This window comes from Methylomonas sp. EFPC1, from assembly GCF_016925515.1.
Taxonomy (GTDB): Bacteria; Pseudomonadota; Gammaproteobacteria; order Methylococcales; family Methylomonadaceae; genus Methylomonas; species Methylomonas defluvii.
This window is the reverse complement of record NZ_CP070494.1, coordinates 549,570-564,642: the sequence shown is the minus strand read 5'-3', so window position 1 is coordinate 564,642 and position 15,073 is coordinate 549,570. Positions and strand designations below refer to the sequence as shown.

The 15,073-nt window shown below is 47.9% G+C and carries 14 protein-coding genes, 3 tRNA genes and 1 other annotated feature; of the genes, 9 read left to right on the top strand and 8 right to left on the bottom strand.

Going from position 1 to position 15,073, the window contains the following annotated elements; genetic code table 11:
• The first annotated feature begins 290 nt into the window (after positions 1-290).
• From JWZ98_RS02630 to JWZ98_RS02620, 3 genes are all read left to right on the top strand, one after another.
• Positions 291-551: a hypothetical protein gene (locus JWZ98_RS02630; RefSeq protein ID WP_205453088.1), complete on the top strand. Its 261-nt coding sequence runs from the start codon at positions 291-293 to the stop codon at positions 549-551.
• Between the two features lie 47 nt (positions 552-598).
• Positions 599-1,827, top strand: a protein-coding gene (locus JWZ98_RS02625; RefSeq protein ID WP_205453086.1) for an IS3 family transposase whose coding sequence is annotated in 2 segments (ribosomal slippage) — positions 599-890 and positions 890-1,827 — 1,230 coding nt in all. Because the reading frame shifts where the segments join, the coding sequence is not laid out codon by codon here.
• Positions 883-999, top strand: a sequence feature (AL1L pseudoknot). (Overlaps the previous gene by 117 nt.)
• Positions 1,828-1,983: 156 nt before the next feature.
• Positions 1,984-2,223 carry a hypothetical protein gene (locus JWZ98_RS02620; protein ID WP_205453084.1) on the top strand — a complete coding sequence of 80 codons (240 nt, stop codon included), beginning with the start codon at positions 1,984-1,986 and terminating at the stop codon, positions 2,221-2,223.
• 279 nt (positions 2,224-2,502) lie between these two features.
• On the opposite strand, the gene JWZ98_RS02615 is transcribed toward JWZ98_RS02620, so the two are convergent.
• On the bottom strand, positions 2,503-3,378 hold the full coding sequence (locus JWZ98_RS02615; protein ID WP_205453082.1) for a LysR family transcriptional regulator: 876 nt from the start codon (positions 3,376-3,378) through the stop codon (positions 2,503-2,505).
• A 117-nt stretch (positions 3,379-3,495) separates the two neighbouring features.
• Between JWZ98_RS02615 and JWZ98_RS02610 the strand changes: the two genes are divergently transcribed.
• From JWZ98_RS02610 to JWZ98_RS02600, 3 genes are read left to right on the top strand one after another with little or no spacing between them, the layout of a single operon-like run.
• Entirely contained in the window at positions 3,496-3,822 is a 327-nt protein-coding gene (locus JWZ98_RS02610) for an EthD family reductase (protein WP_205453080.1), read from the top strand.
• Between the two features lie 42 nt (positions 3,823-3,864).
• Positions 3,865-4,467, top strand: a complete 603-nt coding sequence (locus JWZ98_RS02605; RefSeq protein WP_064041007.1) for a hypothetical protein — start codon at positions 3,865-3,867, stop codon at positions 4,465-4,467.
• A 45-nt stretch (positions 4,468-4,512) separates the two neighbouring features.
• Positions 4,513-5,406 (top strand): poly(3-hydroxybutyrate) depolymerase, encoded by an 894-nt coding sequence (locus JWZ98_RS02600; protein ID WP_082877685.1) that lies wholly within the window; start codon positions 4,513-4,515, stop codon positions 5,404-5,406.
• Positions 5,407-6,039: 633 nt separating this feature from the next.
• On the opposite strand, the gene JWZ98_RS02595 is transcribed toward JWZ98_RS02600, so the two are convergent.
• The 3 genes from JWZ98_RS02595 to JWZ98_RS02585 form a co-directional block, all read right to left on the bottom strand.
• Positions 6,040-6,414 (bottom strand): hypothetical protein, encoded by a 375-nt coding sequence (locus JWZ98_RS02595; RefSeq protein WP_205453078.1) that lies wholly within the window; start codon positions 6,412-6,414, stop codon positions 6,040-6,042.
• 209 nt (positions 6,415-6,623) lie between these two features.
• Positions 6,624-7,595 carry a DUF932 domain-containing protein gene (locus JWZ98_RS02590; protein WP_205453076.1) on the bottom strand — a complete coding sequence of 324 codons (972 nt, stop codon included), beginning with the start codon at positions 7,593-7,595 and terminating at the stop codon, positions 6,624-6,626.
• Between the two features lie 99 nt (positions 7,596-7,694).
• Complete coding sequence (locus JWZ98_RS02585; RefSeq protein ID WP_205453074.1) at positions 7,695-8,054, bottom strand: hypothetical protein; 360 nt, start codon at positions 8,052-8,054, stop codon at positions 7,695-7,697.
• Between the two features lie 496 nt (positions 8,055-8,550).
• Between JWZ98_RS02585 and JWZ98_RS02580 the strand changes: the two genes are divergently transcribed.
• The 3 genes from JWZ98_RS02580 to JWZ98_RS02570 all read left to right on the top strand — a co-directional run bounded on the left by JWZ98_RS02580 (position 8,551) and on the right by JWZ98_RS02570 (position 11,927).
• Positions 8,551-10,020 (top strand): hypothetical protein, encoded by a 1,470-nt coding sequence (locus JWZ98_RS02580; protein WP_205453072.1) that lies wholly within the window; start codon positions 8,551-8,553, stop codon positions 10,018-10,020.
• Positions 10,021-10,602: 582 nt separating this feature from the next.
• A complete protein-coding gene (locus JWZ98_RS02575) occupies positions 10,603-10,815 on the top strand; it encodes a hypothetical protein (protein ID WP_205453071.1) in 213 nt (70 codons plus the stop codon).
• A gap of 2 nt (positions 10,816-10,817) precedes the next feature.
• Entirely contained in the window at positions 10,818-11,927 is a 1,110-nt protein-coding gene (locus JWZ98_RS02570; protein ID WP_205453070.1) for a hypothetical protein, read from the top strand.
• A 72-nt stretch (positions 11,928-11,999) separates the two neighbouring features.
• On the opposite strand, the gene JWZ98_RS02565 is transcribed toward JWZ98_RS02570, so the two are convergent.
• From JWZ98_RS02565 to parC, 4 genes are all read right to left on the bottom strand, one after another.
• Positions 12,000-12,075 (bottom strand) — tRNA-His (locus tag JWZ98_RS02565).
• A 21-nt stretch (positions 12,076-12,096) separates the two neighbouring features.
• A tRNA-Arg gene (locus tag JWZ98_RS02560) sits at positions 12,097-12,173 on the bottom strand.
• A gap of 6 nt (positions 12,174-12,179) precedes the next feature.
• Positions 12,180-12,256, bottom strand: a tRNA-Pro gene (locus tag JWZ98_RS02555).
• Between the two features lie 192 nt (positions 12,257-12,448).
• A complete protein-coding gene (gene parC, locus JWZ98_RS02550; RefSeq protein ID WP_205453068.1) occupies positions 12,449-14,686 on the bottom strand; it encodes a DNA topoisomerase IV subunit A in 2,238 nt (745 codons plus the stop codon).
• Between the last annotated feature and the right edge of the window lie 387 nt (positions 14,687-15,073).

The window sequence follows — 15,073 nt, the reverse complement described above, 5'->3', positions numbered from 1 at the left end:
TCAGGCCGAAACGGGCTTACAACCCCTAGTAAAGATGGTACAAGCGGGTTTTTGGAAAATTTCCAGAATCAACTATTCAATGTTATCACTCGACCCTTTTGATGAGCTGCAATGCTACCCATAGCAGTCTGTAAGACCCATTCATCTTCAACCTCATCCAAAGTCTCCTTTTAGCCGTTGTGTGAGGTCCCCAATGGCTGCTTTGTAGCCCTCTAGTTCGCAGAATCTTGATCTTGCTGACTGGCTGCTTTTGAGAAACGCGACCGTCAAAAATGGGTCGGTTGGACTCAGTGACGAACGGCAGCTTTCAGGTATCGGAATTCAATGGCAGCTTTCCGGCGATCAATCTGAAGAGCGGACAGTCGCCAGGCGACCCAAACTTGACGGTCGCACTTCTCCAAACCAGTCAGTCAGCTAAATCCAGCGCCTGGGAACTGGAGATCTACAAAGCGGTCATTGGCGACCGCATCCAACGGCCAATTTTGCGACATCCACATATAGAGGGTGCCTGCCAATATCGAGCCCTCGCCATTTCGGCAAACACAGAGTGAATCGCCCCGGGAATCTCGGAGGCTCCAACCTTTGAGAGAATGGAGCAATGAAAGAGAAAACGTCAAACCAATATTCATCGGAAATCCGTGAACGAGCCATTCGCATGGTGCGAGAACATCAAGGCGAATACCCATCAGAATGGGCGGCGATTCAGTCGATTTCGGCCAAGTTTGGCTGTACAGCTGAAACGCTACGTCGCTGGTTGAGGCAAACCCAACCAACCACTAGTACAGTCAAAGCAATGTCCGGCAGCGAAGTGGAGCGCATTAAGGCGCTAGAACGCGAGAACCGTGAATTGCGCCAGGCCAACGAGATTCTACGCAAAGCGTCGGCATATTTTGCGCAGGCGGAGCTCGACCGCCGGTTCAAGTCATGAAAGCGTTCATCGACGATCATCGCGAGGGTTATGGGGTCGAGCCAATTTGCAAAGTATTGCCGATTGCCCCATCGACGTATTATTTGCATGCTGCGCGCAAAGCCAATCCCGAGCTTCGTTCGGCCCGCGCCAAGCAGGACGATATCCTGAACCAGCAGATTCGGCGCGTCTGGGATGAAAACTTCCAAAACTATGGCGCGCGAAAAGTCTGGAATCAGTTGAAACGCGAAGGCTGGGTCGTGGCCCGTTGTACCGTGGAGCGCCTGATGAAAAACCTAGGACTTAAAGGTGTCAGGCGAGGCAAAACCATCAAGACGACGATCAGTGACGCTGACGCGGAATGTCCCTTAGATCGCGTCAACCGGCAGTTCAGCGCCGAGCGGCCGAATGCCCTGTGGGTGGCGGATTTTACCTACGTCAAAACCCGGCAGGACTTTGTCTACGTGGCCTTCGTGATTGATGTGTTTGCCCGCTACATCGTCGGTTGGAAAGTGTCGTCTTCCGCACACACCGACTTTGTGCTGGATGCGCTGGAACAAGCACTGCATGACCGGAAACCCCAGCGCGACGGTGGCCTGATCCATCATAGCGATAGGGGGGTGCAATATGTTTCGATTCGTTATACCGAGCGTCTGTCAGAAGCCGGCGTTGAGGCATCCGTAGGCAGTGTGGGCGACTCTTATGACAATGCCTTGGCCGAAACCATCAATGGTCTGTATAAAACTGAGCTGATTCACAAGCAATCGTGGAAAAACCGCGAAGCCGTCGAACTCGCCACCTTGACCTGGGTTGACTGGTTTAATCATCGACGGCTGTTAGGACCGATTGGTAATATCCCACCCGCCGAAGCCGAGGCCATGTATTATCAACAACTTTCCGAGCCGGCTAAGGCAGCATGACTCACAACAATCAGCCTCCGAGATTCCCGGGGCGATTCACTGTGGGCAAACCTGCATTTATTGTTCTGGTTATCGTTATTTCCGTTCACAACTGCCTGGATGGGGGAAAATCACTTTGCGGCTATACCAACGATGGCTTACGGAGTGGTTCTATTGATGGCAGCAATCGCTTACATATTAATACAATACCTCATCATCGTTTCACAAGGGGCAAATTCGCTATTAAAAAGAGCTGTCGGTAGCGACTGGAAGGGTAAATCCTCACCATTGATTTACTTAATAGCGACACTAAGCACGTTTTGGTCGCCATGGTTAGCTCAAGGGCTTTATGTGCTGGTCGCATTGCTATGGTTAGTGCCAGATCGACGTATTGAGAACGTGATGTCTGAATATTAAAAGGATTTTTGATTTGCCAAGCAAATGACCAAATAAAACTGGGCTTTTCATTGTAACCTTCAACAATAAATTGAGTTGGTGAAGGTCTGCTCAAGCCTATTTGAAGGTCAGCTATTGAGAAACATGTATGGCGGCTTTCTGGCAGATTGGTTCAGCACCAATTAAAACAATGGTTTGCGCGTCAATTTTTCTTGAAAAACTGCAATAATCAGAGGTTTCCTAACCCCTTTAAACGCCATAATCGGACTTTTGATTTAGTTTTGCCTAACCTGTGATTTTTTAAAAACCCATCCGCAGACTTTTCAATACTTCTGCCACTTCGGGTTTTGCGGCCGATGTGGGTGGGAATATAGCGCAGATGGTGCGACGAATTTCCGGATCTGACAGATAACGAACTCGAATCTGATCTGCATTTTTGGTGATGGTGAATTCCGGCATTAGCGCAACACCGATTCCGGCGCGTACCATACTCAGTATCCACTCTTCGCTATTACTTCTATAGGCAGCATAAAGATTGACCTGCCGCCCCTGGCACACACTCCTCAGTGTTTCACGCAATTCACAGTTCAGGCGATCCAAGTAAGGTTCAGCTTGTATGGTCGCTAAATCAATTTGTTGCATTTGATTGAAACGGTGTTTGTCGTTGAAGACAACGACATAGCGTTCTTCGTAAAGCTCTAAAGACTGGTAATGCTCTGCCAGTAAGGATGTTGGTGCGCTGATAACTAAATCCAGGCCCTCTTCATCAAGTTGATTCAATAGATTGCATTCACTGTCGACGACTAATTCCAGTTCTACATGGGGTCGTTCTTGCTGAAAGTCAGTGAAGAATGGACTTAAATGGTGTGCGGCAATTGTCGTCATCACGCCGATGCGAAGTGGCACAGTATTTAAGCGGCTGAAACGCACAGCCTCAGCTTTGACAGCTTGCGTCTTGCGCACTATTTCACGTATAGAAGGTTCGACCAAACGTCCTAAAGCCGTCAACCGACATCCACTGCGGTCTCGGCTAAATAGCTCACCGCCAAGTTCATCTTCCAATTTCTTAATTGCTTGGGTCAGCGAGGGTTGGGCCACATAGGTTGCTTGTGCAGCGCGAGTGAATGAACCTTTATCGCAGACGGCCAGAAAATAGCGTATTTGTTGCATTTCCACAGTTTGCCCCTTTTTGAATAGGAAAAACCTATTGTTTCATAGAAAATTGGTATTTTACTATTTTCCTAACTCATTATTTAATATAAACGTCCAATCAAATAAATATTCAATATTCCTATGAAAACTGCAAAATTAATCGTAATGTACCCTACACCAACAGATTTAAAAACTTTTGAACGTCGTTATGCTGATGAGCATGTGCCGATGGCTGTCGAAAAGCTGGCCGGCAAAACACGATTTGTCGCCTCATTGATTCTTTCCAATGCAGACAAATCTGCAGCGCAGTTTCATCGGATTGCCGAGGTTTATTTTCCATCCCTCGCCGAATTAGAGGCTTGTCTGAATTCACCAGGCGGCCAAGAAACAGCTCAGCATGCCGTTGAGATTTCTAGCGGTGGTGAGCCGTTGTTTCTGATCTCCGAGGTGGAAACCTTTGATTTCTAATCCGACCATCGGATTTAACATAATCACAGTGGAGGCAAATCAATGTCTAACTCTATCAAACTAAAAAAGGTGGCTTATAAGCGCATTAGGTGGCTGGGTCTGCTGCCTGTTGTCTTTTTGGTTGGATTAATGCCAACTATTGCCCAAGCGCATCGCGGTGCGCCTGACGAGGCCGATGCTTGCGTTACGAGAGTTGGTTTTGAACGAGTCCATTTCACGGCCTATACCCCGACTCTGTCAGGGGATCGGGAATATTGCAGCATCATTCCCGAAATCGGCCCAACTAATTTGGTGTTCGACTACGAAGGTAAAAGTCTGCGCAATGTCAGCGTGGAATTCGAAATCACCAAAGAACCTGAAGGGCAAAGGGTTTTTTATCAGCAGCCGAAAAAAGTTAAAAACGGCACTTTCGATAGTATGGTCGATTTTAGTCAATATGGTGCTGGTAATTATTTGGCACACATCGCTATTGTCGACAAGGATAAGCGTCTTGATACTCATATTCCGTTCTCTGTTGGCCTGGAATCGGTTCCGGGAAAAGGCTATATGCCGCAGATTGTGATGATCGGAAGCTTGTTGTTGCTGGCTTATATAGTAATGAAGTTAGCGAATAAGGAAGCGCCCAATCACTCACCTGGGGCATGAGCGAATGGTGCAGGCGAGTCAAACGTACTTAGGGGGAATATGACTATGAATATGGCTCAATTAAAGGTTTTTCTTTTAAGAACCAATTCTTGGCAGAAAGTGCTATTCGGGTTACCGATATTAGTAATGGTTGTCATGCTTTTGATGGATCATAGCGGCGACTCGGTAGAATTGGGGCAGGCCGTGTATCGACCTGAGATGCTGCAACGTCTTTGCAAAGCTGATCAACTCAGTGGAGACGCTGGAGAGACTTATGGTGAAGAAACCGAAAATGGCATCAAATACAATGTCCGCACACCAGCCAATTATGATGCATCCGTTGCCCACCCACTATTACTGGTATTTTCTCCGGCCGGATCGAATCGGGCTAAAACCGAAAAAACAACTGGGTTCACTTTTCCTGCTACCCAAGCCGGTTTCATCGTGGCCTATGCGGATCACCCGGAATTATCGCCCAGCACTACCGTAGAATTAGGCACCATTCCCAGTTTAATGGCCAAAAAGTGGTGTATTGATGAAAAACAGGTCTATGTTACCGGGCATTCCGATGGAGGGACTTCGGCAATGGCATTAGCATTTATGACTGGCACACGACACATCCCACGTGCCATTGCGCCGAGCGCAGCAGGGGTTGCATATGATGATTTGCGCGACCGCAGATGCCCCGAGCCCTTGCCGGTTATGATCATGCACAGCAGCAAGGATCGCCTGTTTCCTGGTTATGGTCAGCAAGCGGTGGGTTGGTGGGCAGCTTGTAATAAATGTGATCCTATTCCGGATAAAATCGCAAATGGTTGCTCCTCTTATTCAGGGTGTGCCGGGGGCGTAAAAACGTTGTACTGTGAAGGTGATCAAATCCATTCACATTGGCCCGAGCGAAGTCAGGATATTGTCGAGTTTTTTGTGTCAGCGACTCAAGTTAGCCCACGGGCAAAGTGAAATTGGCTCCATATGAATCGTAATGGGTGCAAAGGTAAACCCGAAAGCAAACGGTCACCCGGATTCCTCTCGGGTCTGCCAGCTCCTTTTTGTGGCTGAACAGTTGGTTGACAACCGACCTGGACGTATTGAGCCTAGAGCCATCAAACGACGACCCAAAACGTAGCCGAATACCGGACAGCCGATTGGGTTACATGGTGCCTTAATTATTAAAATGGGATAGCTACTCCGAGCGGCGGGTTTTGGCCGGGTCGAGCCAAAGACGACTCAAGGTTGCTTGCCGAAAAGCTGTCATTCGCTGAACTTAGGGATCGAAAATTTCGCCAGCACCCTCAACGGCCGGTTATGGCCCAGGATGTGTAAAAACGTAAAAACTCAAAGAGCGGTGGAAAAATAAGTTAGCTTGGCAGTCTAATTTTATCTCTGGATGGAAATGCTTATTCTGCATGCACGCGAAATAACCGAAAAAGTGGGGAAAATTTTAATTTTTGAATTTTGTTTTTGCGTTTTTACACGGCCTCGGCCGTCAGGAGCCGACCACTAACGATGCTCAGTCATTCAGAATCTGATCAACAAACAAAAACAAGGCACTGGCCGAAGCCAGTGCCTTGTATCGATGCATAGCAATTGACGTTATGCTGGTTTCTCTACATATAGCTGAAACTCATTGTACTGATTACCATGCTGGCTCTTGGCCTTTCCCAGTAACTGTATCAGCACCAAGTCACCGGGCTGGGCATTATGGTGTTCCATGCCGTTGGCGATATAGGCATTCATAAACGCCGAAACAACCTCGCCGTTCTCACGTTCGACGATGATCGTTCTTTGCAGTCCAAAGCGTTCGTGGTGAAACTCACCGAAGCCTTTGATAGTGCCGATCAATGGGTTATTGACCTCGTGTTGCCACGGAGTCGGCTGTTGCGTCGGTACTTCGCCGGCGGCAATCGCTTTAAGGTGAGCAAATTTATCTTTGTTAGGATTATTGCTGTTGCTGTCGTTATCGAACATTGTCTGGAGCTCCAAAAATCAAAAAAAACATCGATGAACGAGGGTGTTAATCGATGTGTACGGCGACGTACCCTCACGCCATACCATTAGGAATTTTTTTCGACCGTTGAAAACAACAAACTAACTAAAGAAAAAAATTGCCTATTTTTGCGTCGTTTCCCGACACAAAAACAGGGCTTTTACGAATAACGGTTGCTGGTTTAACGGGTTTAAGCTGCAAGTTGCAATGCCGAGTCCAAGGCTCGCTGTTTGAGGGTGGCACCTTGTCCAAACCAGGCTGAATCCATGCGACTCTCGGTGCTGCGGGCGCGCTTCTCGTGATCGACATATTCCGTCACCGCGTTCAGCAGTCCCCACGCCGTGCCTTTGGCGGAATCGAGTTCCGCGCCGCGGCCTTGTCCGTCGTACAGGCTTTGTACCTTTTTCAAGGCCCGCTCATTGACCAGCGTGGCGGGTTCACCGGCATTCGCCGCTGGGGTATCGCATAGCACCCGCAAGAAGTAGTTCATCGCTTCATGCGATTTCACTTTACGTTCTGATAGCGTACGCATCCGGTACATGAAGGCATCCCATTGCGACACCGCCACACCCAGCTGCTGCTTGACCGCCTGCGCATCGAACTTGGTGCTATGCGGCACCTTGATCGCTTGGGTGGCGCCGTTGACCGCAATGGTCAGGGTGTTGTTGCAGACGACCCGGATCGTGGTCGGGGTAGCGGTGGTTGCCAGTGTGCCGTCGCAGGAGGTCGCCAATAGCAGATAGCCATGGACCAGATCGTTACCTTTCAGCGCCGTTGTTTGACCAGTTTTCGCCAAGGCCCAGAACTTCTTGCCGCCTTTCAGGACACCGGCGGTTTCCAGTTCATAGCCGGCAATCTCGGTCAGGTCGCGATAAAACTCCAACACCTCGCGCGGTTGCACGACTTGATAGCGTTGGGAAACCACCGATAAGGCTTGCTTGGTATCGGAACGGTACAGCACTTTTTGATCCGCAAAGGTGTGGATCGTACCCAGGTGACCAACCTGATCGGCCATGAACCGCACTTCGGATGCCTGGATTTGCCAATCCATGCCGGCTTGTTTGGCCCAGACCTCCAAGGGTTGTTTGGGAGCTAATACATTGCCTAGGCCATGCCAGGGCGTTTGGCCAACGTAGGCCATTTGTTCGACTAGATGTGCCATAAAATGACTCCTAAAAATTGTTAATCAGGGGAAACAACCAGCGGGACAGCTGGAAGCTGATCCCTTTGCGCGGTTGTTGAAACGAAGAACACCGAAAAACTAAATAGCCTGATCTCGGCTGGTATGATCGCTAAAGGTTAAACCGCAGTCCTGGCAGACGTAATTGTCCAGCACGCGCTGATCGATGACTTCGCCCAGCTTGGCGCCGGTCACACCACCGGTAGCTGCACCCACCAGCGCACCGAAAATAGCGCCGGCAATACTGCCGACTGCCACACCGGCGGGACCCGCAACAACGCCGATGGCACCACCAAACTCGGCACCGGTGGTAGCGCCACTCACGGTTCCAGCAACGCCACTAGCGGCTCCGCCAACCGTACCGATTAAGCCACCGATTTTTTTACCTCGGTCTAAACTGATGACCTGACGGGAATGACAAAGGGGACATGTAACGCTCATAAGAAACGGACTCCTTGAAAAACGCGCAGCCGCCATCCTCACCGGACAGATGTTCGATAGTGGCCAAGCTACGACGGAAAACATCAGCACCTGACCGCCGAAACGATCAGGTGCTGATGTGTTAAGGGATGTTGAGTACTGCCCGTGATGTGTAAGTCACTGAGGTCATGCCCGAAAGCAGTACTCAGGGAGGATATATGTGGCTGAGATTTTTTAAAAACGGGTGTTACCCTCAGTTCAACCAGTGACTGGGTACAAAGCAATTGCTTCATGCTTGGTTCGCTTTCCAAGTTTGAACAGGTAACATGTCGTTTTATTTTGTCCGCGGAATGTATAGTTCACAGGGCAATAGCACCAAAATCATCAAATGTAACTGAGTTTCTACCACCGGTATTCCTCAGACCAGAATTTCAAGCGGGCGTTTGATGCAACAATTGCGAGGATGCTAGTTAGTCAAGTAATAGGTCTTCGTTCACTAGTGTAAAGAAGGGGCGCTATGGCGAAAAGAGCGAGAACCGTTAAAGACAAACCCATTTTCTACAAAGAAGCACTTTGGAAAGTGTTGCGAGATAACGATTACGGCAAGTTTCCTGAAAGTCGGTATGAACCGTCCTGCTACAAACCAATTAAAAAGAATGACTTATCCCTTATGAAGTTGGCGGGTCATCTTGAAAAGTACTATGGAGCTGGTTCTAAGCCAGAATTTCACTTAGCGGCTATTACAAAAATAATCACTACTCCTTATGCTGAAAGCATAATTAAAGAAGATAGATCGGAGTATTACAAGTTACTGTGTCACTTCGCAATATTATCGAAAGTTAAACAGGGTTGGTCTAATTTGTTTATTACCGGCCCCATAAAAAAAACGAAATCATCGTTATCAGATAACCCTTCACGCTTTGCAGTTAAAAAATCAAAGCAATTACATGATGCGATCATTCGATGTTTTTATACTCGCCTTTTCCAAGGCATGTCGACAAAAGAACAGAATCGCTACAAAATTCTGTCGCCTGAAAAACATATGGCTACTGGCTTTGATAGATTGATTTTTGATTTCGACTTGGCCATTCAAAATCTGTTTTTATTCATGCAAAAAAATATTGAAGGTTATGACAATGAGCATATGTTGCCAGACGCCGTGCTTGATGAAACGGCTATGAAAACTCGCAACGTACTTCAGTATGCCTTCAACCAGAATGAGAAAGAAGGACTCGCCGCCGATACTCTCCATGCGACACTGATAAAATTTGCGACGATTAACCGTGTGACAAATGACATAGATGTTATCTTTAATATTCAAAATGAATTATTAGATAACCTTCCAAATGATATACAGCATCTAAAGCACATTGAATCTGAGGATAAGATACTACCCACTTTGGCTAGTACTTTCAATCAACAGTTAAAGAAGTTGCCAGGCGATTTGATTAAATGTGCTCAAATCGTTTGTAAGATGTATATTTTGACAGGCACGCCTTATAATGAAAAAAATGACGTTTTAACTGAATTTAATGATCTACATATGCAACCCTATTGCATTGCAGTATCTGCAGCTCTTCTTTATTATGATTATTTGCGAAAATCAAAGCTAAAAGTCAATATTAGGGGCGAAACAAACAAAGGTATTCCTATCTATAAAACCTTATCTAAATTCGCTAAAAGAATTGACAAGGATGTTTTAACCCCAGAATTTCTGTGGCATCACGGTTTTTCTGAGGATTTGTTTAAATACCTTACCGCCAGATATTCGATTTCTGTCTTTGGTTTGTCTGACTCTTATCCTAGTCAAATCGGTGCTGCCGCACATTTGAGAGTCAAATTAAAAAAATTTGAGATTCAGAAAGAGGCGTATGAGTTATTAAAAGGCATGAGTATTGAAGACGCGAGTCTATTTATTAGGGATTTCTGCTGGACCGTAAAGGAAACCATTCACATTGCGGGTTGCCTCCAGGAGCGCTCAATTTAATCAAAAAACTGTAATTTATTTAACATTGCGGCGAACGCTAGAGCGTTTGATAACGACTTATTTCTCTTCATAATAACTTTTTCTCAAATCTGGGCAGATTTCCCGGTACATACCGCCAGGAATGTTTTTAGAGCTTCTAATTCCTCCGGGATACTTGCCCAGCACATCATTGTCGAGTCCGTTTGAGAGTCATGATGTTACCAAGTGGCGCTTGAAAATCAGTTTGATGAAAGCGCCAACACTAAACGCCAATCAATGACAACCTTGTGATCTTTTCCGTATAAAAAATTGAATTAGCTAGGCCCCAAAAACACATAAGCTTTCTTCGTATGAATCGTTAAGTTTCGGAACTAAGATGGATCTGCGTTTAAAAAAGAGATTCATATTTGAAATAAACCTTTTGTAAGGACGGCACCCTTTCTGATGGCACGGTTAAAATTTATGCCACATATGAACGGCCAAATCCTAGTTGCTGAAAAGCGGCAAATGGAGGATATCGCTACCTATGGGAGTCGATCAATGTTAAAGCTACTAAGGCGCAAACCCATGAGCTTGGGTAATCGAATTTAATCGGATAACCCAGTGACAACCGGCCTGATTGATACCGAACAACTCAAAACCGTCACCGGCTACGACCGTCCAGGGGACATCGAACGCTGTTTGCGTGCGGCCGGTGTTCGCTTCTTGCATGGAAAGAATGGAAAAATTTTCACAACAATTGATGCCATCAACGCGGCCATGGGATTAAAATCGCAAATACTGCCACCAGACCAGGAATTTGAGTTCCTCGACTAGCCATGACCAAAGGCCCTCCGCGCACCGCAACCGTACCAGCTCACATCGACCCTAAAAAACTACCAACCGGCGTATGGTGGGACAAATCTGGCACCGGCAAGTGGATGCTCAAATACAAGGATTCGGATACTGGAAAATGGCGATCTAAACGCTTTTGCGGCCCAAAAGCATCGCTATCAGAAATATGGCAAGCCTACGAAGCCCAAAAAGCCCCCCTGGCTATGACATTTAGCACGCTTTCTCGGGATTTCCAAGAAACACCGATCTGGCGCAAACTGGCAATCAGCACCAAACGCGACTATCTGGACTGTCATACGCAAATTTGTGGAACCAAAGGCACGACCGGAACACTTGGCGAACTGCCAATCAGCAGATGGACTATCGGTCTTGTGCGAAAATACCGAGACAAACGAGGCGAAACATCGGAAAGCCGTGCAAATAAGGAATTAGCGTACATTAAGCGAATTTTCAGCTGGGCTTATGAGTACGAAAAGATCAAAACCAACCCGACAAAGGGCGTAACAAAGCTGTCGATCAAACCCCGACAACACTATGCGGAAGATCGAGACTACGAATTTATGCTCCAGATCGCTCGCGAGTCTAATTATTGGTATGTCTGGCCGGCCATGGAAATCGCTTATCTATGCCGCATGCGACTGTCGGAAGTGTTAGATCTTACTGATGCCAACGTATTACCCGAAGGCCTTCTCATCAAGCGTCGCAAAGGCTCGCGTGACAATATAACGGAATGGAACTCACGACTTCGTAGCGCCTGGGATTTCGCAGTTGCGACAAGAAACCGGATATTGTCAGAGCGAAAACAGCCTCATCCGATCCGTGCCGAGGATAGGCACATAATCATCAGCGAACGCACTGGCGATAAGATCGTTGTCGATAGCCTAAAAACGGCCATAGGGCGAGTTACGGTTGCCACCAAATTAGCTGCTGAAGAAAAGGGAATAAACTGGGTACCTTTCACTTTTCATGATCTTAAACGGAAAGGAGTCAGTGATACAACGGGCAACAAACTGGATGCGAGCGGACACAGAACTGCGTCAATGATGAATGTGTATGATGTCAAGTTGAAAACGGTTAAACCGTCGAATGATTGATCATTTGTCAGTAGCTGTGTCAGTAGATGCCGATCTTGCATCATACAAACAACCTCAAGCTATTGATTTTATTGGGGTGAACGATGGGGCTCGAACCCACGACAACCGGAATCACAATCCGGGACTCTACCAACTGAGCTACGCTCACCATAATGATGATTTTTTGCGATGGCACGCTTGGCAGGACTCGAACCTGCGACCCTCGGCTTAGAAGGCCGATGCTCTATCCAGCTGAGCTACAAGCGCAAATCTTGGTCGGGGTAGAGAGATTCGAACTCCCGACATTCTGCTCCCAAAGCAGACGCGCTACCAGACTGCGCTATACCCCGAATTGACCTTCTTATTATCCCGAAGAGCAGAAGCGCTCCAGAAAGATGACTATGATAAAGACATTAATTACTTACGTCAACAGATTTTTTCACACTGATCTGATAAACCGATTTTGGGCCTCAAATAGTTGGTACAAAAAATCCCAAAAAAGCTTTTAAACTCCCAATAATATGTGCGGCACCGGCAGAGTATTAAGCAACAACACACTCCAACCCATCCACTTTTTGGAAACCACGCGGCAATGCTGTGCCACGATTCGCACGATTGCCAGTGTATTGAGCAATATCCATGGCTTTCAGGGTGACATGCCGCTTGCCTGAGACGATTTTCAACTCGCTGCTCGCCGACAACGCCGTTACCGCGACCACAGCATCCTTACCGGAAACCACGTCCCCGCCAGGAATCTGAATTAGTTTATTACCCTTGCCTTTCGCCAACTCGGGCAGATCCAACGCTGGAAATATCAACAATCTACCCTGGAAGGTCGCAACCGCCAGCAAGTCGTGACCAGTTGGAATCGGCGCCGGCGTTAAAACTTTGGCGCCAGTCGGCAAGCTCAACAACGCCTTCCCAGCTTTATTTTTACTTTGCAGCTCTTTTAACTGCACTCGAAAACCGTAACCGGCATTACTGGCAATCAATAGCCAATCGTCGGGTTGCCCAGTAAATACATCGGTAAACAAACTACCTGGCGGCGGATTAAGCCGACCGGTCAGCGGCTCACCCTGACTTCGCGCAGAGGGCAAATCATGAGTCGTAATGGTATAGACTCGGCCCGTGGAGTCCAATACATACGCCGATTGCGTGGTCCGGCCTTTCGCTGACGATAAATACGCATCGCCGGCGCGATAGCTCAAGCTTTCGACTTCTATGTCATAGCCTTTGGCCGCCCTGATCCAACCTTTTTGCGACAAGATAATCGTCACCGGTTCATTCGCAATCAGCTCAGTGGTATCGAGGGCCTGAGCCGCATCCCGCGCAACGATGGGCGAACGCCGATCATCGCCGTATTTTTCCGCATCGCGTTCGATTTCCTTGCGGATCAGGCGATTCAACAGGCGCTCAGAGCACAAGGTTTTTTCCAAGGCCTGTCTCTCCTGCTCCAATTCATCCTGTTCGCCACGAATCTTCATTTCTTCGAGCTTGGCCAAGTGCCGCAATTTCAGCTCAAGGATTGCTTCCGCTTGCAAATCGCTGAGACCAAACCGCGCCATCAGAACCGGCTTAGGATGATCTTCGCTTCTAATAATCGCAATCACTTCGTCGATATTCAGATAGGCAATTAGCAAACCTTCCAGAATATGCAAACGTGCCAGCACTTTATCCAAACGATATTGCAGACGACGACGCACAGTTTCGGTTCTAAAGCTGATCCATTCAGTCAAAATCATCCGTAGATTTTTGACCTGCGGCTTACCGTTCAAGCCGATCATATTCATATTGACCCGATAATTCTTTTCCAGGTCAGTCGTGGCGAATAAATGCGACATCACCGCATCGACATCAATACGCTTGGTCTTGGGAATAACTAACAACCGTGTCGGATTTTCGTGATCGGATTCGTCGCGCAAATCCTCGATCATCGGTAACTTTTTCGCCAGCATTTGCGCGGCAATTTGCTCCAGCAACTTGGCACCGGACACCTGATGCGGCAAAGCCGTGATGACGATATTGCCGTCTTCCAGCTCGTATTTGGCACGCATCTTTATCGAGCCGTTGCCGGTCGCATACATTTTTTGAATATCGGCGCTAGCCGTGACGATCTCGGCATCGGTGGGATAATCAGGCCCTTTGATATGCGTCAGCAAATTTTCGAGTGGCGTTTCAGGATCGTCCAGTAATTGCAGACAGGCATTGGCGACTTCGCGCAGATTATGCGGCGGAATATCGGTTGCCATCCCCACGGCGATACCCATAGTGCCGTTCAGCAGCACATTCGGCAAGCGGGCCGGCATGAGGCTGGGCTCTTTTAAGGTGCCGTCGAAATTGTCGGTCCAGTCCACCGTGCCCTGCCCCAATTCGCTAAGCAAGGTTTGCGCGTAAGCGGTCAGCCGAGACTCGGTGTACCGCATGGCGGCAAAAGATTTTGGATCATCCGGCGACCCCCAGTTGCCCTGGCCATCAATCAAGGGATAACGGTAAGAAAAGTCCTGGGCCATCAACACCATGGCTTCGTAGCAAGCCGAATCACCATGCGGATGGTATTTACCCAGCACGTCACCGACGGTACGGGCCGATTTTTTGTATTTGGCCAACGCCGTTAGGCCCAACTCGGACATCGCGTACACGATACGGCGCTGTACTGGCTTTAGGCCGTCACCGATGTGCGGTAAAGCCCGATCCAAAATTACATACATGGAATAATCCAGATAAGCTTTTTCGGTGAATTCTTTTAGCGGGAGTTGTTCGAAGTTTTCCTGTACACCCATGGTTTTGCGAGTAATCCTGTGTTGAAAGCCGCCGAACCGCGACGAAATAGAGGGCGGCTAAAATACCACAGTCGTAGCATGATGGGGTGCTGGACATTGGCCTTCTCTGGGTGGATTCGATGAATCAACCCAGAGAAGGCCAAATTCGTTGCGTGCTGATCAAGAATTCTAGCCACTCCAAGCCGGCATCACGTGACACCGACAAACTTGCCAGCTATCCAAATCATATACGCTTTGCCATGCGTAGTTAACCTTTCGGGGAAGAGGTTATGCCCGGGCACGGCACACTAGGCCAACTAATGACTACCACCATCCGCCGGAACAAGCTCGCCGCTAACGTACAATAATTAAAGTACAACTCGTTCCGGCGCTTGTTCGCCTAACACC